The organism is Pseudomonas sp. S2_F07 (assembly GCF_054668325.1).
Genome location: NZ_CP162758.1, coordinates 3,332,294 through 3,351,675 on the forward strand (window position 1 = coordinate 3,332,294; position 19,382 = coordinate 3,351,675).

Annotated in this window: 17 protein-coding genes; 8 read left to right on the top strand and 9 right to left on the bottom strand. The window is 60.0% G+C overall.

Annotated elements, in window-relative coordinates:
* Positions 1-34: 34 nt before the first annotated feature.
* The 7 genes from pqqF to AB4O40_RS15120 all read left to right on the top strand — a co-directional run bounded on the left by pqqF (position 35) and on the right by AB4O40_RS15120 (position 7,801).
* Complete coding sequence (gene pqqF, locus AB4O40_RS15090) at positions 35-2,464, top strand: pyrroloquinoline quinone biosynthesis protein PqqF (protein WP_223541367.1); 2,430 nt, start codon at positions 35-37, stop codon at positions 2,462-2,464.
* Positions 2,465-2,621: 157 nt separating this feature from the next.
* Positions 2,622-2,696 carry a pyrroloquinoline quinone precursor peptide PqqA gene (pqqA, locus tag AB4O40_RS15095; protein ID WP_003444522.1) on the top strand — a complete coding sequence of 25 codons (75 nt, stop codon included), beginning with the start codon at positions 2,622-2,624 and terminating at the stop codon, positions 2,694-2,696.
* Between the two features lie 81 nt (positions 2,697-2,777).
* Positions 2,778-3,689 (top strand): pyrroloquinoline quinone biosynthesis protein PqqB, encoded by a 912-nt coding sequence (gene pqqB, locus AB4O40_RS15100; protein ID WP_223541366.1) that lies wholly within the window; start codon positions 2,778-2,780, stop codon positions 3,687-3,689.
* 151 nt (positions 3,690-3,840) lie between these two features.
* Positions 3,841-4,593, top strand: coding sequence for a pyrroloquinoline-quinone synthase PqqC (pqqC, locus tag AB4O40_RS15105; RefSeq protein ID WP_007993179.1), 753 nt, complete (start codon positions 3,841-3,843; stop codon positions 4,591-4,593).
* Complete coding sequence (pqqD, locus tag AB4O40_RS15110) at positions 4,590-4,865, top strand: pyrroloquinoline quinone biosynthesis peptide chaperone PqqD (RefSeq protein WP_015097086.1); 276 nt, start codon at positions 4,590-4,592, stop codon at positions 4,863-4,865. Before pqqC ends, pqqD begins: the two co-directional genes overlap by 4 nt.
* A gap of 7 nt (positions 4,866-4,872) precedes the next feature.
* Positions 4,873-6,009, top strand: a complete 1,137-nt coding sequence (gene pqqE, locus AB4O40_RS15115) for a pyrroloquinoline quinone biosynthesis protein PqqE (RefSeq protein ID WP_409078225.1) — start codon at positions 4,873-4,875, stop codon at positions 6,007-6,009.
* Positions 5,975-7,801, top strand: coding sequence for a S9 family peptidase (locus tag AB4O40_RS15120; protein WP_056726621.1), 1,827 nt, complete (start codon positions 5,975-5,977; stop codon positions 7,799-7,801). Before pqqE ends, AB4O40_RS15120 begins: the two co-directional genes overlap by 35 nt.
* Before the next feature lie 80 nt (positions 7,802-7,881).
* On the opposite strand, the gene AB4O40_RS15125 is transcribed toward AB4O40_RS15120, so the two are convergent.
* The 4 genes from AB4O40_RS15125 to AB4O40_RS15140 all read right to left on the bottom strand — a co-directional run bounded on the left by AB4O40_RS15125 (position 7,882) and on the right by AB4O40_RS15140 (position 10,328).
* Positions 7,882-8,040: a YqaE/Pmp3 family membrane protein gene (locus AB4O40_RS15125; protein WP_003228885.1), complete on the bottom strand. Its 159-nt coding sequence runs from the start codon at positions 8,038-8,040 to the stop codon at positions 7,882-7,884.
* A gap of 83 nt (positions 8,041-8,123) precedes the next feature.
* Positions 8,124-8,444, bottom strand: coding sequence for a helix-turn-helix domain-containing protein (locus AB4O40_RS15130; protein ID WP_046039442.1), 321 nt, complete (start codon positions 8,442-8,444; stop codon positions 8,124-8,126).
* The gene (locus AB4O40_RS15135) at positions 8,437-8,793 is read right to left on the bottom strand and encodes a type II toxin-antitoxin system RelE/ParE family toxin (RefSeq protein ID WP_056726620.1); all 357 of its coding nucleotides are present in this window, start codon (positions 8,791-8,793) and stop codon (positions 8,437-8,439) included. Before AB4O40_RS15135 ends, AB4O40_RS15130 begins: the two co-directional genes overlap by 8 nt.
* A gap of 251 nt (positions 8,794-9,044) precedes the next feature.
* A complete protein-coding gene (locus AB4O40_RS15140) occupies positions 9,045-10,328 on the bottom strand; it encodes an aspartate aminotransferase family protein (RefSeq protein ID WP_056726619.1) in 1,284 nt (427 codons plus the stop codon).
* 169 nt (positions 10,329-10,497) lie between these two features.
* Here AB4O40_RS15140 and AB4O40_RS15145 point away from each other — a divergent pair, with 169 nt between their 5' ends.
* Complete coding sequence (locus AB4O40_RS15145; protein ID WP_056726618.1) at positions 10,498-11,427, top strand: LysR family transcriptional regulator; 930 nt, start codon at positions 10,498-10,500, stop codon at positions 11,425-11,427.
* 227 nt (positions 11,428-11,654) lie between these two features.
* On the opposite strand, the gene AB4O40_RS15150 is transcribed toward AB4O40_RS15145, so the two are convergent.
* The 5 genes from AB4O40_RS15150 to AB4O40_RS15170 form a co-directional block, all read right to left on the bottom strand.
* Positions 11,655-13,433, bottom strand: a complete 1,779-nt coding sequence (locus tag AB4O40_RS15150; protein WP_056726617.1) for an acyl-CoA dehydrogenase C-terminal domain-containing protein — start codon at positions 13,431-13,433, stop codon at positions 11,655-11,657.
* A gap of 174 nt (positions 13,434-13,607) precedes the next feature.
* Positions 13,608-15,404 carry an acyl-CoA dehydrogenase C-terminal domain-containing protein gene (locus AB4O40_RS15155; protein ID WP_460053926.1) on the bottom strand — a complete coding sequence of 599 codons (1,797 nt, stop codon included), beginning with the start codon at positions 15,402-15,404 and terminating at the stop codon, positions 13,608-13,610.
* Positions 15,405-15,489: 85 nt separating this feature from the next.
* Entirely contained in the window at positions 15,490-16,782 is a 1,293-nt protein-coding gene (locus AB4O40_RS15160; protein WP_460053924.1) for a GGDEF domain-containing protein, read from the bottom strand.
* Between the two features lie 198 nt (positions 16,783-16,980).
* A complete protein-coding gene (locus tag AB4O40_RS15165; RefSeq protein WP_095944826.1) occupies positions 16,981-18,786 on the bottom strand; it encodes a phenylacyl-CoA dehydrogenase in 1,806 nt (601 codons plus the stop codon).
* Between the two features lie 279 nt (positions 18,787-19,065).
* Entirely contained in the window at positions 19,066-19,362 is a 297-nt protein-coding gene (locus AB4O40_RS15170; protein WP_460053921.1) for a pyrroloquinoline quinone biosynthesis protein PqqE, read from the bottom strand.
* Positions 19,363-19,382 lie beyond the last annotated feature (20 nt).

Genomic DNA, 19,382 nt, shown 5'->3' on the forward strand with positions numbered 1-19,382 from the left:
CTAGCATTGGCACTTCACTGTTCTGGAAGTGCCCATGCCCGCGTTGAATCCCCTTCGCCCCCACACTGAAACTCTGGCCAACGGCCTGCGGGTGACGCTGCGTCATGCCCCGAATTTGAAGCGTTGCGCAGCAGCGTTACGGGTCGCCGCGGGTAGCCATGATGTGCCGCTGGCGTGGCCTGGCCTGGCGCATTTTCTTGAGCATTTGCTGTTTCTGGGGACTGAGCGTTTTCCTGCCGGGCAAGGGTTGATGGCCTACGTCCAGAGTCATGGCGGCCAGGTAAACGCGCGGACCAGCGAACGCACCACAGACTACTTTTTCGAACTGCCGCCCCAGGCGTTTGCCGGTGGGCTGGAGCGTTTGTCAGACATGCTCGCCCATCCGCGTATGAATCCGGACGACCAGCAGCGGGAACGGGAAGTGTTGCAGGCGGAGTTTGTCGCCTGGTCGCAGGATGCCGAGGCGCAGCAGCAGTTTGCGCTGTTCAATGGACTGGCCGAGGCTCATCCGCTAAGGGGTTTTCATGCTGGCAATCGCGACAGTCTGCCACTGCAACAACCGGAGTTTCAGCAGGCGCTGCAGGGTTTTTATCAGCGCTATTACCAGACCGGGCAAATGACCCTGAGCCTGGCCGGACCGCAGGGCCTCGATGAATTGAAAGCGATGGCAGAAGCCTTTGGCAGCGTCATTGCCAAAGGCGAAACAGTCACGCAGCAAGCGCCGATACCGCTGATGGATGCGCCAGATAAAAGTTATCAACAGGCTGACGAACGACGTCTGGACCTGCTGTTTGCCCTCGAAACACTGCCTGACAACTCTGCCGAAGCGTTGGCGTTCCTGTGCCATTGGCTGAACCAGGTAAAACCCGGCGGCTTGTTGGCGGACCTGCGCGAGCGCGGGCTGGCCGATCACCTGAAAGCCCAGCCGCTGTACCAGTTCGCCGGGCAAGCCTTGCTGCATATCGAATTCACCCTGCCTGCCACAGTCTCGGCAACAGGCATCCGCGGACGCCTGCTGGACTGGCTCGGTTTCTTTGCCGAGCAAGACTGGAACCGATTGCGCGAAGAGTACGCCACCCTGCTCCAGCGCCAGCAGCAAATCAGCAGTGCCTTGCAACTGGCCCGCCTGGACAGCGAACAACGCGAAGTCGGGTTATCCGAACCGGGTGTAACAGCCCTCAAGCAAATCCTTCAACAAATCGGCGCTGTGGATAACTTCAACGGCCCATGGCAATTGCCAGAACCTAATCCGTTCCTGTGCGCCGAAGCACCAACACCTAACGCCGGATTGATTCGCGGCCAGACCAGCGCCCACCGTGGCCTGCGCACGTTTGCCCAGGATCGCTCGCGCAGCCGTCGTGAACGCTCGCCGATGCAGTTCAGTCAGGCATGGCCGGACAACGGTGCTGAAGGTGCGATTTATCTGCGCTGGCGTCTGGACCCGGCCCCCGGCAGCCAGCTTCAATCACGGCTGGAAAACCACCTGCAACCGTTGCGCGAAGACGCGCGCCAGGCTGGTGTGGATATTTCCTTCAGTGCGTCGGGCAACGAATGGCTGCTCAAACTGAACGGGCTACAGGAGCCGATGCCCAGCGTCCTGGAGCATGTGCTCAAAGAACTGACAAAACCCGATGCCGCTGTCTCACAAGCCGAATCGACCAGCGTTGCGTTGATTCCGATTCGACAACTGCTCAAGGCATTGCCCGATCACTGCCTCGGGCACACCGCGAACTCGGACGACGTGCAGCCACTCTGGTCGAGTGCGCGCTGGGATGGGCTGGCCATCGGGTTATCGGCTCAGGCTCAGGCAGCCATGGGACTGGCCTTGAGCCGCATACCCGGCACGCCGGACAATCAACTGACGCCGCGCTCTTCTATCCTTGCACAGCACCTGTGGAGCAATGTCGATACCGCCTCCAGCGAGCACGCGTTGCTGCTGTTCTGTCCGACAGCCACCCAGGAATTGGCCGACGAAATTGCATGGCGTTTGCTCGCGCATGTCTGTCAGACGCCGTTCTACCAACGCCTGCGGGTGGAACTGCAACTCGGCTATGCGGTGTTCAGCGCCCTGCGGCAGATTCACGGACAAACCGGGTTGCTGTTCGGCGTGCAATCGCCAAGCGTTGCGCCGGTGGAGCTGCTGCAACACACCGAGCAATTCCTGAATCGATTGCCGGAACTGATCCACGCACTCGACGACACTAGCTTCAACGCTCAACGCCAGGCCCTGGCGGATCAGTTTTCCAGCGCTGCGCTCACTACGGCGCAAGCGGCCGAATTGCTTTGGCAGGGCAAGCTGGCCGGCCGTTCGTCGGATTATCTGACGCAATTGCCCGAGGCCATAGTGCGCATTGACCGGACCGCTCTACTGGCTGCGGCCCAACGCCTGAATCAGGCCGAAGGCGGCTGGCTGTGCCTTGCCAACAGCGCTTCGCCAGGCGCGCCATGGCAAGCGGCAAAATGATCATTACCGGGGCTGCAAGGAGCTTTCTCAAAGTTTCACGGGCAATTTCTTTGAAATTTTGAGTAACATAGCAACCTAACTATCTGGAACATCTCTGACTTGAGGTGGACTATACCTATAGATAGCGCTGTCCCACCTTACCTGAGGAGTTCAATTTATGGCCTGGACCAAACCTGCCTACACCGACCTGCGTATTGGCTTTGAAGTCACCATGTACTTCGCAAGCCGCTAATCTCAGCTTTGACAGAGATGCAGCACAACGCCTCGGTTATCCGAGGCGTTTTATTTTCAGCGTTGAAATGATGGAGCGTCCATGTTTGTCCAGATTCTAGGTTCCGCTGCTGGCGGCGGCTTCCCCCAGTGGAACTGCAACTGCGTGAACTGCGCGGGATTTCGCAACGGCAGCCTGCGGGCCAAGGCGCGGACGCAATCGTCCATCGCGATTTCCGACGACGGCGTGAACTGGGTGCTTTGCAACACTTCCCCGGACATCCGCGCCCAACTCCAGAGCTTCGCCCCGATGCAGCCGGGCCGCGCCCTGCGCGATACCGGGATCGGCGCGATCATCCTGATGGACAGCCAGATCGACCACACCACCGGCCTGCTCATGCTGCGCGAAGGCTGCCCGCATCAGGTCTGGTGCACCGACATGGTCCACGAAGACCTGAGCACCGGTTTCCCGCTGTTCACCATGCTCAACCACTGGAATGGCGGGCTGACCTGGAACCGGATCGAACTCGATCAAAGCTTCAGCGTACCGGCCTGCCCGAATTTGCGCTTCACCCCGCTGCCTTTGCGCAGTGCCGCGCCGCCCTACTCGCCACATCGCTTCGACCCGCATCCGGGCGACAACATCGGCCTGATCATCGAAGACCTCAACACCGGCGGCAAACTGTTCTACGCACCGGGCCTGGGCAAGGTGGATGCAGAACTTCTGGAAATCATGGCTGGCAGCCATTGCCTGCTGGTCGACGGCACGCTGTGGGACGACGATGAAATGCAGCGTCGCGGCGTTGGTACCCGCACCGGTCGCGAGATGGGACACCTGGCGCAGAACGGCCCCGGTGGGATGCTTGAAGTCCTTGAGCAATTGCCCAACCAGCGCAAGGTGCTTATCCACATCAACAATACCAACCCGATTCTCGATGAGGATTCGTCGGAACGGGCGGAGCTGGATCGGCGCCAGGTTGAAGTGGCGTATGACGGCATGAGTATTGTGTTGTAGCGGAGGGCCCCTTCGCGGGCAAGCCCGCTCCCACATTGGATCTGTGGCGTACACAACCCCTGTGGGAGCGGGCTTCTCGGATCGCCGCACCGCCGCGAAAGCGTCCGACCAGACACCCAAGATTTCAACGGTTGTACACCGGAGAACCGCAATGACCGACACCCCAATGTCCCCCGCCGAATTCGAAGCGGCCCTGCGCGCCAAGGGCGCCTATTACCACATCCATCACCCCTATCACGTGGCGATGTATGAAGGCCGGGCCACCCGCGAACAGATCCAGGGCTGGGTCGCCAACCGTTTCTACTATCAGGTGAACATCCCCCTGAAGGACGCGGCGATCCTCGCCAACTGCCCTGACCGCGAGATCCGCCGCGAATGGATTCAGCGCCTGCTCGACCACGACGGTGCGCCCGGTGAAGACGGCGGCATCGAAGCCTGGCTGCGCCTGGGCCAGGCCGTGGGCCTCGACCCGGACCAACTGCGCTCCCAGGAACTGGTGTTGCCCGGCGTGCGCTTCGCCGTGGACGCCTATGTCAATTTCGCCCGCCGCGCCAGTTGGCAGGAAGCCGCAAGCAGCTCGCTGACCGAACTGTTCGCCCCGCAGATCCACCAGTCGCGCCTGGACAGCTGGCCCCAGCATTACCCGTGGATCGACCCGGCCGGCTACGAGTATTTCCGCACGCGCCTGGGCCAGGCACGGCGTGATGTCGAGCATGGTCTGGCGATCACGCTGCAGCACTACACCACCCGTGAAGGCCAGGAGCGCATGCTGGAAATTCTCCAGTTCAAACTGGACATTCTTTGGAGCATGCTCGATGCCATGAGCATGGCCTACGAACTGAAACGCCCGCCGTACCACAGCGTGACCGGGGAACGGGTCTGGCACAAAGGAATCACCTTATGAGTTTCGATCGCAGCAAGACCCCGACCTGGCGCCCTGGCTATCGCTTCCAGTACGAACCGGCGCAAAAAGGCCATGTGCTGCTGTACCCGGAAGGCATGATCAAGCTCAACGAAAGTGCCGCGCTGATCGGCGGTTTGATTGACGGTGAACGGGATGTCGCGGCCATCATCAATGAGCTCGATCAGCAGTTCCCTGGCGTGCCCGAGCTCGGTGACGACATCGAGCAATTCATGGAGGTTGCCCGTGCGCAGCACTGGATCGAACTTGCCTGATTCATCGGTGCAAGTACCGCCCAAACCTGAAATCGGCCTGCCGCTGTGGCTGCTGGCCGAGCTGACCTATCGCTGCCCGCTGCAATGCCCGTATTGCTCCAACCCGCTGGATTTCGCCGAGCAAGGCAAAGAGCTGAGCACCGAGCAGTGGCTCAAGGTGTTTCGCGAAGCGCGGGAAATGGGCGCGGCGCAACTGGGCTTTTCCGGTGGCGAGCCGCTGGTGCGTCAGGACCTCGCCGAGTTGATTGCCGAGGCCCGAAAGCTGGGTTTCTACACCAACCTGATCACCTCCGGCATCGGCCTCACCGAGCAGAAAATCAGCGACTTCAAGAAGGCCGGGCTCGATCACATCCAGATCAGTTTCCAGGCCAGCGACGAGCAGGTGAACAATCTGCTGGCCGGTTCGAAAAAGGCCTTCGCGCAGAAACTGGAAATGGCCCGGGCGGTGAAAGCCCACGGCTATCCGATGGTGCTGAACTTCGTCACCCATCGGCACAACATCGACCAGATCGACCGCATCATCGAGCTGTGCATCGCCCTGGAGGCGGACTTCGTCGAGCTCGCCACATGCCAGTTCTACGGCTGGGCGCAACTCAATCGCGTTGGGCTTTTGCCGACCAAAGAACAACTGGTGCGCGCCGAACGCATCACCAACGAATACCGCGCCAAACTGGAAGCCGAAGGGCATCCGTGCAAGCTGATTTTCGTCACGCCGGACTATTACGAAGAACGCCCGAAAGCCTGCATGAATGGCTGGGGCAGTATTTTTCTGACGGTCACGCCAGACGGAACCGCCCTGCCCTGTCACGGTGCCCGACAGATGCCGGTGCAATTTCCCAACGTGCGCGACCACAGCATGCAGCACATCTGGTATGACTCGTTCGGCTTCAACCGCTTTCGCGGTTACGACTGGATGCCCGAGCCGTGCCGCTCTTGTGACGAGAAAGAAAAAGACTTCGGCGGCTGCCGCTGCCAGGCGTTCATGCTCACGGGGGACGCCAGCAACGCCGACCCGGTGTGCAGCAAGTCGCCACAACACGGCGTGATCCTCAAGGCCCGCGAAGAAGCCGAGAGCGCCACTCAGACCATCGACCAACTGGCCTTTCGCAATGAACGAAACTCACGCCTCATCGCCAAAAGCTGAACCTTTCAGCGCTGCCAAAGCCGTGGCCGCCGGTATCGACTTTGCCGAACTGCAGGTCGGGCGGCAGGGCCTGTTCTGGAACGAGTACCGCCCCGAAGACGCGGCGTGCCGGATCTGGCACTGGCGCGATGGTGCAGCGAAATGCCTGACGCCACCGGGGTTCAGCGCGCGCAGTCGGGTGTACGAATATGGCGGCGGCGCGTTTTGTCTGACGGACGACGGTATCGTTTTCGTCAACGAGGCCGACCAGCAGTTGTATCGGCAATCACTGCAAGACGAAGCGCCCGAAAGGCTGACCTCCGGTGCGTGCCGATATGGCGATCTGCAGTTCGCCAACGGACAAGTGCTGGCGGTCGAGGAGCATCGCGATCAACACCGGCTGGTGGCAATCGATCTGTTGGATGGCGCACGTCACCTGCTGGCCGAAGGTGCTGATTTCTACTCGGCGCCGACGCTGAGCCCTGATGCCCGGCGCCTGGCCTGGATCGAGTGGAGTCGTCCGGATCAGCCATGGACAGCGACACGTTTGATGGTTGCTGAAGGCCTCGCCAACGGTGGCTTTGCCGAGGCTCGTTGTGTGGCCGGCGACGGCGTTCAAGAGTCTGTGCAACAACCGCGGTTCGATGCCGACGGTCGCTTGTATTGCCTGACGGATCGCGCAGGTTACTGGCAGCCATGGAAAGAAACTGAAAAAGGCTTGAGCCCATTGCCAAGTGCGGCCGCCGACCACGGCCCCGCGCCTTGGCAACTCGGCGGCAGCACCTGGTTGCCGCTGGGCGACGACAGTTATCTGGCCAGTTGGACCGAGGGTGGCTTTGGCCGACTGGGCATAGGCGGCGATTCCAGCGCCGATTTCACCGGCGACTACAGCCGCTTTCGCCATCTCGCCGTGGATGAGCAGTTCATCTATTGCATCGCGGCGTCGCCCGTCAGCTCAACTGCCGTCATCGCCATTGACCGCCAGAGCCGGCAAGTGCAAGTACTGGCCGGCGGCATCGCACCGCTTGCTCCCGAACAGATCAGCCGCCCGCAAACCTTGCGCTACCCAAGTGGCTCAGGCGAAGCCCACGGCTTCTTCTACCCGGCGATGACCGGCGCGGCGAAACCGCCATTGGTGGTGTTCGTCCATGGCGGCCCGACCTCGGCGTGCTACCCGATGCTCGATCCGCGTATCCAGTACTGGGCACAGCGGGGCTTCGCCGTCGCCGACCTCAACTACCGCGGCAGCAGCGGCTATGGCCGGGCCTATCGCCAGGCACTGCACCTGAGTTGGGGCGACGTGGATGTGCAAGACGCTTGCGCCGTGGTGAGTTACCTCAACGACCGTGGCTTGATCGACGGCGAGAAGGCATTCATTCGCGGCGGCAGCGCTGGCGGCTATACCAGCCTGTGCGCCCTGGCTTTTCACAACGTGTTCCGCGCTGGCGCCAGCCTGTATGGGGTCAGCGACCCGGTGGCGCTGGGGCGCGCGACCCACAAATTCGAAAGCGACTATCTGGACTGGCTGATCGGCGATCCGCAACTGGATGCCGAACGCTACGCCGCCCGCACGCCGCTGCTGCATGCCGGCAACATCCGCGTGCCGATGATCTTCTTTCAAGGAGAACTGGATGCCGTGGTCGTCCCGCAACAAACCCGCGACATGGTCACGGCGCTGCAAGACAACGGTATCCTGGTCGAAGCGCATTACTACGCCGATGAACGCCATGGCTTTCGCAAGGCCGGTAACCAGGCCCATGCGCTGGAGCAGGAGTGGTTGTTTTATCGGCGGGTGATGGACTCAGTGAACTGAAGCCTGCGCTCATTGCCGAAACGGTGGCGCCTCAATCGCGAGCCCTGCTCGCGAAGGCGGTCTACCTGCCGACGTTCTACTCAGCGCTTGGCGATGATGTACACCGCATGCACGATCCCCGGAATGTAACCGCACAACGTCAGCAGAATATTCAGCCAGAACGCCCCGCCGAATCCTACTTGCAGAAACACACCCAGTGGCGGCAACAGGATGGCGATGATGATGCGAATGAAGTCCATGGGGCAGCTCCTGATTGGGGTGGACTCGTTCGAGCCCTACAGCTAATCGACCTGTACCGTTTGTCAGGGTTCAGCCCGATTTCTCAGGCGAGTATCTCCAGACCGTGTTTGCGCACGATACTCAGCAACTTCAGCGCCATGCCACTGGGGTGCTTATCCCCTGCTTCCCATTGCTTGACCGTGGAAGCACTGGTGTTCAGGTAGCGCGCAAACACAGGTTGACTGACATTGTTGCGCTCGCGCAATGCCTTGATCTCCTGCGCGGGAATCGCATCCGGCACCCTTGCAAGGCAGGATTCATCGAATTCACGCATGGTCGCTTTGCTGATTGCACCTATGGCATACAAGGCACTGGCCGATTCGTGGATCGATTCCGATAGCTCACTTTTGAATTTTTTACTCATTTGGTATCTCCACAAACTCCTTTGCATCCAGCAAACGCTGAATTTGCATTTCGGTCAGTCCACCATATGTCTTGGCCAACTCTCGCAAGTCGAGCAGATGCCTGGGACTGATATTGCTCTGATCTTTTTTTGCGTACAGGAACTGATAGACCCAATGAGCACCGCCCTTGGCCAGGATAATCGAGCGATGGCGGTTGGCATTCAAACGCTTCTTCCAGACCCCGCCACCCAAATTGTCAGCCTGACCATTGAGCATTTCGGTGAATGCCTCCCGGAGTTCGTCATCACCGATCCAGGCCTTGGCGGCCTGCATTGCGAAGCGCTTTGTCTTGAACAACCTTGGTGACATCGGCATCCCTTCCATAAAACATACCACCCAGTGGTATAGAAATCAAAACCAACGCGAAGGTAATACAGTTTCGCTGGCACCGGCACTCCCTGCCGATGCACGCTAGAAAGCCATTGATGTGCTAACCGCTCAAGCCGAAATTGCCTTTGGAAAAGGCCGGCCACAAAAAAACGCCCCACGCCAAAAGTGTCGGGCGTAGGGCGTGCGTATTACCGCGAGACGGTTCTGGAATGTGTGCAGGGCGCGCCGGATCAGACGGCAATCCCTTTGCGGCACTGCAATTGCGCGGTGCGTACTCGGGAGAAGGCACGCGCCAGGCGCAGGAGCATTTCATCGATGTTGGCGTTGCTGACATTGAGCGCAGGGGTAAAGCGCAGGCAGTCGGGTTGTGGTGCATTGAGCAACAAGCCTTCATACAGCGCGGCCTTGACCACCGCGTCGGCGGAATCGTCCGACAGCGTCAGCCCCCAAAGCAGCCCTTGTCCGCGCAACTCGCCGTGACCGTAACGATGGGCCAGACGCTCCAACCCTTCACGCAGGTGTTGACCGGCTTCTGCAATGTGTTTGAGGAAAACCTTGTCCTGCACGGTATCGAGCACCGCAAGTCCCGCCGCCGTCATCAACGCATTACCGTGATGAGTGCCTGTCACCTCGCCAATGTCGAAGCAGCAAGCCTTGCCCCTCGCCAGCAATGCGGCCAATGGCACCCCGCCGCCCAAGCCTTTGCCAAGCACGACGATATCCGCCGTGACGCCACAGGACTGTTCCGCGAGCAAGGTGCCACAACGGCCGATGCCGGTTTGCACTTCGTCAAGGATCAGCAAAATGCCGAGTTCACGGCACAAGCGTTCGACGCCCTTGAGGTAGTGCGCGGTGGCCGGGATCACGCCGGCTTCGCTCTGGATCGGCTCGAGCATGATCGCTACGGTCCGTTCATCCACGGCCGCATGCAACGCTGGCAGATCATTGAACGGGACACGACTGAAGCCTGGCAATTGCGGCTCGAAACGGTTGGCCAATGTCGAACTGTCCGACGCCGAAATCGTCCCCAGGCTGCGGCCATGGCAACCGTTGTTGGCCACGATGATGCGCGACGCACCACCGCGATGCTGTTGACCCCATTTGCGCGCCAGTTTGATCGCCGCCTCACAGGCTTCGCTGCCGGTATTGAGCAGGTAGGCCTGATCACTGCCGGTGCTGGCACACAGATGTTCGGCGAGGCTGAGCATGCCGCGATTGTGCAGGCCGAAACCCGGATTGATCAGCAACTGAGCCTGGGATGTGATTGCATTGACCAGTACCGAAGGGCTGTGACCAAGGCTGTTGGCCCCGCCGCCCTGGGAAAAATCCAGGTACGCACGGTCATCGCTGTCCCACAACCATGAACCCTGGCCACGCACAAATATCTGTTTCGGCCGCTCGACACTGGGCATCAAGTACTCGCTGGAAAGGTTATCGCCTTGGGATGGCAGGAAGGCGTCCATGACCAGATCATCAAGACTGGGTGGACTGCGGCGCAGACTGAACAGATTCATCTGACAAAACCTCTGATGAGGTTTTTTGCCTTACCTATGTAAATACCATCGAAGCAAAGGGTATTCATCGCACTCTGTGGCCCTGTAAGCCCTGTGAATGCGGTTAGACTAGGCTCAGGCGAGGCGTTCAGCCATTTCGATTTCCCAGCATTTTCGATAAGCATTACTTATGGATTTCAAGCAACTGCGTTATTTCGTCGCGGTTTACGAAGAAGGCCACGTGGGCCGGGCCGCCGAGCGTCTGTCCATCTCCCAGCCGGCGCTGTCCCAGCAAATCCGCCACCTCGAGCAAAACCTCGAGGTGAGCCTGTTCGAGCGCAGCAGCAAACGCCTGTTGCCGACCCTCGCGGCGCACACGCTGTACAACCACGCACTGCCTTTGCTCGATGGTCTGCAACGGGCACGGGAAGCGCTCGGCAACTTTAAGGGGCAGGCCCTGCGCACCCTGGCCATCGGTGTGTTGCAGACCGTGCACACCAGCCTCGTTCCGCAGATGCTCGAACGGGTGCGCAAGGCGCAGCCGCATCTGGTGGTGCAGATCTATGAACTGACCGGCCTGGAAATCGAGCGGCGACTGCTCAACGGTTCTCTGGATATCGGCATCGGCTACCTGCCGCCCCGCCAGCCTGGCTTGCATGGCGTGATGCTGTACGAAGATGAACTGACCCTGGTCATCCCGGCAGAGCATCCGCTGCGTGAATTCAAGAAAGTGTCCATGAGTCAGGCGGCCGAACTGCCGATGTTGCTGCTGGGCGAAGAATTTCAGATCAGGCAGATCTGGCAGGCACAGCTGACAAGCCTTGGTCGTCGCCCACAGGTGCAAGCCGAGTTGAACAACATGGCCGGCATCCTCGACAGCCTGCCCCACACGCGCCTGGCGACGGTATTGCCCGGTCGCTCGCAAAAGACCCATGGCAACCACGAACTGCTGTGGAAGCCCCTGAGCGAACCCCGGGTACCGCTGAAGGTCGGTCTGGTGTGTCGGGATGTGCAACGGCAGCAGGCCTCGCTGGCATTGCTGCGGACATTGCTGGAAGAGGTGATAAACGGCCCGGACGGGCGCTTGAACAGCGCGCAGGCTCTGGATGGGACAAGCTGAAAACTTTTCTTCAGGCAAAAGAAAACCCCGCCGAAGCGGGGCTTTGCAGACTGTTTCCCTGACATCCATTTCACTCCGCCGTCCTGGCAGAATCCTACGTGTCCCTGTTGTTGCTTTGCGCTTCCTGCGCTACGTCCATGAGAAGTAGATTAGCTGTGGATCCAATTTGCATCTATGGGAGAACAGCAGCACGTTATGTAAGAGAATGCTTACATAACGTTACTTCATCAGAATTGTCCTGCATCCAGCAGAAACAACGATTCGCTACCGGCCTTCACCGACGCGCTCAACGAGTGAATGCGCGGCAGCAGGCGGGCGAAATAGAAGCGAGCCGTACCCAATTTGCTGGCGTAGAAATCGTCTTGCGCTTCCTTGCCGAAAGCCGCCTTGGCCATCAGGGCCCACATGTAGGCGTATGCCACGTAACCGAACACCTGCAGATACTCGACCGACGCCGCGCCGATTTCGTTCGGATTGCTCTTCGCACGGTCAAGCAACCACGCGGTCAGTTCATCGAGGGTGGTTACGGCGTCGTTCAGTGGCTTGGTGAACTCGGCGAGGTCCGCGCTGGCGGTTGCCGTGAAGTGGCGAATCTCGTCGGCGAACAGATTGTAGAACGCCCCGCCGCTGCCCACGATCTTGCGTCCGACCAGGTCCAGCGCCTGAATGCCATTGGTGCCTTCGTAGATCTGGGTGATGCGCACGTCACGCACCAGCTGCTCCTGGCCCCACTCACGGATGTAACCGTGGCCGCCGAAGATCTGCTGGCCGTGTACGGTGGTTTCCAGGCCGAGGTCGGTCAGGAACGCCTTGGCCACCGGGGTCAGCAATGCCACCAGGTCTTCCGCACGCTTGCGGGTGGTTGCGTCTTCGCTGAACTTGGCGGTGTCCAGTTGCATCGCCACGTAGGTGGAGAACGCACGGCCACCTTCGTTCGAGGCTTTCATGGTCAGCAGCATGCGACGCACGTCCGGGTGGACGATGATCGGGTCAGCCACTTTGTCCTTGTTCTGCGCGCCCGTTGGCGAACGGCTTTGCAGACGGTCGCGGGCGTATTCCACGGCGTTCTGGTACGAGCGCTCGCCAGTGGCCAGGCCCTGGATACCGACGCCCAGACGCTCGTAGTTCATCATGGTGAACATCGCCGCCAAGCCCTTGTTCGGCTCGCCGACCAGGTAACCCACGGCTTCGTCGAAGTTCATCACGCAGGTCGCGGACGCCTGGATGCCCATCTTGTGTTCGATCGAACCACAATTCGCCGGGTTGCGCGCGCCCAGGCTGCCATCGGCATTGACCATGAACTTCGGCACCAGGAACAGCGAAATACCTTTCGGCCCCGCCGGTGCGTCCGGCAGTTTGGCCAGTACCAGGTGAATGATGTTCTCGGTCAGGTCGTGTTCGCCGCCGGTGATGAAGATTTTGGTGCCGCTGACTTTATAGGAACCGTCAGCCTGAGGCTCGGCCTTGGTACGGATGATCCCCAGGTCAGTACCGGCGTGCGGCTCGGTCAGGCACATGGAACCGGCCCATACACCGGCGTACATGTTTGGCAGGTACGCCGCTTTCAGCTCTTCGCTGGCGTGGGCGTTGATCGACAGGCAAGCACCGGCGGTCAGCATCGGGTACAGGCCGAACGACAGGCTCGCGGAGTTGACCATTTCTTCGACCTGCGCCGAAACCGCCTTGGGCATGCCCATGCCACCGTAGGTCGGATCGCCACCGACACCGACCCAACCGCCTTCAGCGTAGGTCTGATAAGCCTGTGGGAAGCCTGCCGGAGTGGTGACGGCACCGTCGGCCCAATGGCAACCTTCTTCGTCAGCGGCACGGCTCAGCGGTGCGATGCTTTTGCTGGTGACTTTGCCGGCTTCTTCCAGAATGGCTTCGACCGTTTCTGCATCCACGGTTTCAGCCAGTGCAGGCAGTTCGGCCCAGAGTTTGGCAACCTCGAAAACTTCATTGAGGACGAAGCGCATATCGCGCAGGGGCGCTTTGTAGTCAGCCATGGCAAACCTCGCAAGATCTATACAGATGATTCACAGGAAGAGTGTTTTCGTTGGGTCGAGTGTAACCCAACAACTTTTGCGACACATAGGGTCAACTCATGACTGTTTTGTTATTTTTAGTCATCAACAAAAAAGCCCGCGCAAGGCGAGCTTCTTTGTAACGGACTTTTATGACTAAAGCGCAAACAACTCCGCCGGCAACTGCATCAGGCAATCGCTACCCGCCTCTATGGCTGCCCGATGAGCGGCAGTGCGTGGCAGCAGACGCTTGAAGTAAAACTCGTTGGTCGCCAGTTTGCCCCGGCAGAAGTCGCCATCGCCGCTGCCGGCATCGAGTTGCGCCTGAGCCACCAGCGCCATGCGCAACCACAGGTAGCCAAGGATGATGTAACCGCTGTACATCAGATAATCCACCGACGCGGCACCGACTTCGTCCGGGTTTTTCATCGCCGCCATTCCGACCTTGGTGGTCAACTCACCCCACTGCTGGTTCAGTTGATTGAGCTGCGCCACATACCCGGCCAGTTGTGGATGCTCGGCGTTCGCCGCGCAGAACTTATGGACGATTTTGGTGAAGCCGCGCAGCAGCTTGCCCTGGCTGCCGAGTACCTTGCGCCCGAGCAAGTCCAGCGCCTGAATGCCGTTGGTGCCTTCATAGATCGGTGCGATCCGGCAGTCACGGACCAGTTGCTCCATGCCCCATTCGCGAATGAACCCGTGGCCGCCAAACACCTGCATGCCATGGTTGGTCACTTCCAGCCCGGTGTCGGTCATGAAGGCTTTGCAGATCGGCGTGAGGAACGCCAACAGGTCTTCGGCGTCCTGGCGCGCCGTTTCATCCGGGCACAGGTGTGCAACGTCGAGCAACTGCGCGGTGAAATAGGTCAGCGCGCGGTTGCCTTCGTTGAAGGCTTTCATGGTCAGCAACATCCGCCGCACATCAGGGTGCACGATGATCGGGTCGGCGGCTTTTTCCGGCGCTTTCGGGCCGGTCAGCGAGCGCATCTGCAAACGCTCGTTGGCGTACTTTATCGCGCCCTGGAAGCTCGCCTCCCCCAGACAAAGCCCTTGCATGCCAGTGCCCAGCCGCGCGTGGTTCATCATGGTAAACATGCAGTTGAGTCCCTTGTTCGGCTCGCCGATCAGGAAGCCCTTGGCCTCGTCGAAGTTCAGCACGCAGGTGGCCGAGGCCTTGATGCCCATTTTGTGTTCGATCGAGCCGCAGGACACGCCGTTGCGCTCGCCCGCTTCGCCCGTCGCATCGGGCAGGAACTTGGGCACGATGAACAGCGAAATGCCCTTGGTCCCGGCCGGTGCGTCCGGCAATTTGGCCAGCACCAGGTGAATGATGTTGGCGCTCATGTCGTGCTCGCCGGCGGAGATGAAGATCTTGCTGCCGGAGATCGCGTAGCTGCCATCGGCCGCAGGTACGGCGCGGGTCTTGATGATGCCCAGGTCAGTGCCGCAATGGGCTTCGGTCAGGCACATGGTGCCGGTCCATTGGCCAGCGGTAAGCTTCTTCAAATAGGTCTGCTTCTGCGCCTCGGTACCATGGGCGTGGATCGCCGACATCGCACCGTGGGTCAGGCCGGGGTACATGCCCCATGAGGTGTTGCTGGAACCCACCATCTCGCTGATCACCAGGCCCAGGGAGATCGGCAACCCTTGACCGCCGTAAACCGGATCCGCCGCCAGGCCATGCCAGCCGCCCTCGACATATTGGGCGAATGCCTGCTTGAAGCCCGCGGGGGTGGTGACCACGCCATTGTCGAAATGGCAGCCTTCTTCATCACCACTGCGGTTGAGCGGCGACAGCACGTTTTCGCAGAACTTCGCCCCTTCTTCGAGGATCGCATTGACCATGTCCGGGCTGGCATCGGTGGCCCCCAGCGCGGCGTAATTGCGGTGAAAGTCGAAGACGTGGTCGATCAGAAAGCGCATGTCGCGCAAGGGAGCTTTGTACTCGGGCATGGTCATTCTCCGTCGGCAGATTTCTCCAACCTACTGCTGCCGACCACGCCTCACAATCATTTTGCGCTCGCTGAATGCGCCATCATCACTCAACCGTAGCGGTGTCCATGCGCACGGCGCCACGGCGGTTCTGCCCGAACGCCATCACGCAGTTGCGCCCGGCGCCCTTGGCGCTGTAGAGCGCCTGGTCAGCGGACTTGAGTACCTCTTCGGGGGTGCGTTGGTCGATCCGCTCCGCAACACCGATACTGACCGTCACCGACACACTCGACGCACCGGAACCGGCACGCCGCTGACGCCCCTGACTATCGTCCTGCGGGCGATTTTCCTGATTGCGCAGCTGAATGTTGTAAGTGGCGATGGACTCGCGGATGACCTCCAGGTGCGGCAGGCACTCTTCGAGGGTCCTGCCTGCAAACACCAGGGCAAATTCCTCGCCGCCATAGCGATACGCCTTACCGCCACTGCCGATTTTCGACAGCTTGCTGGCCACCAGCCGCAGCACCTGGTCACCGACGTCGTGGCCGTGGGTGTCGTTGAATTTCTTGAAGTGGTCGACGTCGCTCATGGCCAACACGTAGTTGCGCCCCAACCGTTGCAGGCGTTCATTCAGCGCACGACGGCCCGGCAGTCCGGTCAGTTCGTCGCGGAAGGCCATTTGATAGGCTTCGTGGGCAACGGCGGCGGCGATCATCAGCATCACCTGGCTACACATGATGTTCAGCGTGAACGGCAGGATGAAGGTTTTCGGCAACATCCAGAACAACCCGAGCAGCCCCACCCATTGCGCGGCATGCAGCGGTCGCGGGTTGCGCCAGTATTGCCAGGCCAGCAGCAGGAACGCAGCGATGAACACCGGATAGGACAACTGGATCAGGCTCATCCAGGCGCCATGCAAGGCAGGCCAGCGTATCTCCGACAGCCAGATCAGTAGCGCGTGTGGATAACTTTGCTCAAGCCCCAGCGCTACGCTGCCGACCGCGAGCAAGACCGCGAAGCGCGCCACCATGTCCTGGAACAGATGGGTGCGTTCCTGCCATGCCGCGAACACGCCAAACAACAGCGGCAGCAGCAGGCAACACAAATGAAAGACCACGGCGGCATCGTCACGCACCTTGCCGTTGTCGCGGTAATAGTCGGTCTGGGTGTCGAGCAGGAAGTAGGCGATGTACACCGTGACCATCAGAAACAGTTCACGCTGGCGTCGGTACACCGCGCAATAGGCGCCCCCGAGCAACAACACCAGGGTGGGCAACACGTTGAACAGCGACGTGAAGAAGACGTTCAGATCCTTGATGTAAGCAGCCGCAAGCCCCGCCAGTAACAGCACTAATGACGGCAGGAAATGACTGAAACGTACAGCAGATGAGCGCGGCAAGGGTAAAGCTCCGACCCGTCAAATCAATAGATGGCAATGTGCCCACTACTGTAACGGCAGGAAGCCCGAGTTGCTGAGTGAATTACTGAGGTATTTTTCAAAGGCCGTTCCAACCATTCATTTCACCGGCAACCTTTAAAGCAAAAAAAGCCGCTGCTCCCGAAGGAGCAGCGGCTTTTTCAAGTACTTCGTTAAGGCTTAGTAGCCCAGGTCGAAGTTCTCTTCTTTCATGTCCATCAGGTTGTTGGCGCCCGACAGCATGGTTACGACGTGAGTGCGGGTACGCGGCAGGATGCGCTGGAAGTAGAAACGCGCAGTCTGCAGCTTGGCGGTGTAGAACGCCTCTTCGGAAGTGCCGGCAGCCAGTTTCTCGGCAGCCAGACGCGCCATGTCAGCCCAGAAGTAGGCCAGGCAGGCGTAACCGGAGTACATCAGGTAATCCACGGAGGCCGCGCCGACTTCTTCGCGGTCTTTCATGGCGGCCATACCGACCTTCATGGTCAGCTCGCCCCACTCCTTGTTCAGTGCGGCCAGCGGAGCGACGAACTCCTGGACCGCTTCGTTGCCTTCGTTGGTCTGGCAGAACTTGTGGACGATCTTGGTGAAACCTTTGAGGGCCTCGCCTTGGGTCATCAGCACTTTACGGCCCAGCAGGTCGAGTGCCTGGATACCGGTGGTGCCTTCGTACAGCATCGAGATGCGGCTGTCGCGGACGTTCTGCTCCATGCCCCACTCGGCGATGAAGCCGTGGCCACCGTAGATCTGCACGCCGTGGTTGGCCGATTCGAAACCGACTTCGGTCATGAAGGCTTTGGCGATTGGCGTCATGAACGCCAACAGTGCGTCGGCTTTCTTCTTCTCTTCTTCGTCCACACCGTACTTGACGATGTCGACCTGCTTGGCGGTGAAGTAAACCATTGCACGGTTGCCTTCGGCGAATGCCTTCATGGTCAACAGCATGCGGCGTACGTCAGGGTGCACGATGATCGGGTCAGCGGCTTTGTCCGGCGCTTTCGGGCCAGTCAGCGAGCGCATCTGCAGACGGTCGCGAGCGTATTTCAGGCCGCCCTGGAAACCGACTTCAGCGTGGGCCAGGCCTTGCAGCGCAGTACCCAGGCGTGCGGTGTTCATAAAGGTGAACATGCAGTTCAGGCCTTTGTTCGCCGGGCCGATCAGGAAACCGGTAGCGCCGTCGAAGTTCATCACGCAGGTAGCGTTGCCGTGGATGCCCATCTTGTGTTCCAGGGAACCGCAGGACACAGCGTTACGCGCGCCAACCGAACCATCGGCGTTCGGCATGAACTTCGGCACGATGAACAGGGAGATGCCTTTGGTGCCAGCCGGTGCATCCGGCAGGCGGGCCAGAACGATGTGGACGATGTTGTCGGCCATGTCGTGTTCACCGGCCGAGATGAAGATCTTGGTGCCGGAAACCTTGTAGGAACCGTCGGCCTGAGGCTCGGCCTTGGTGCGCAGCATGCCCAGGTCGGTGCCGCAGTGCGGCTCGGTCAGGCACATGGTGCCGGTCCACTCGCCGGAAACCAGCTTGGTCAGGTAAGCCTCTTGCTGTTCAGGGGTGCCGTGCTCGGAGATGGTGTTCATCGCACCGTGCGACAGGCCTGGGTACATGCCCCACGACCAGTTGGACTCGCCAACCATTTCGCTGATGGCCAGACCCAGGGACTCCGGCAGACCTTGGCCACCGTGCTCTACGTCGTGAGCAAGGCTCGGCCAGCCACCTTCGACGAATTGCTTGTAGGCTTCCTTGAAGCCAGTCGGGGTCTTAACGCCGGACTCGCTCCAGGTGCAGCCTTCGAGGTCGCCCACGCGGTTCAGCGGAGCCAGTACCTGCTCACAAAACTTGGCGCCTTCCTCAAGAATGGCGTCAACCATGTCCGGAGTTGCGTCGGCACAAGCCGGAAGGCTCTGATAGTGCGCTTCGTAGCCGAGCAACTCGTCACGAACGAAGCGAATATCACGCAAGGGGGCCTTGTAGTCAGGCATAGCGATAAACCTCTGCTGATGTAACCGGGAATGAACGACCGCATTGATTTGTTGTTGCGATCAAACAGTTGTTTGAAACATACGTTTACGCCCAAATCTTGTCAAGCGTCGATCTTTTGCCGTTCGTCATCGCAGGATTGGACACACAGGCACGCGACAACGCAGCCGCGCTCGCGAAGCAGCCCGCCGCACCGAAAAGATTAGTTGAACAAGAAAGACTTACGCAGAAAAACGCCGCGAACAGGCGCGGCGCTGGAGGGTGCAAATTTCTTTAAAGAATCAGGCGTAGGTATCGATCAACGTCCCGAGCACTTCGTCGGCTGCCTTGGCGATTTTCACGCCCAGCTCCGCCTGAATCTTGCCTTGGGCCATTTCGACCACGTTGCTGGCCAGGTCCGATTGCCGGCTGCGATCAACCGATCGCAGACGATCGGCCTGCGCCTCGGAGGACTGGCTGGTGACCGAACGCTCAATAGTGGTGTTGGCGATCTGCCCGGCGGCTTGATCGACGCGGTTCTGCCCTGTCTGAAGGGTGCTCAGACCGGCATAAAAAGCGGTGTTTCCTGAGATTTCCATGGGAAAACTCGTCCTTTCAA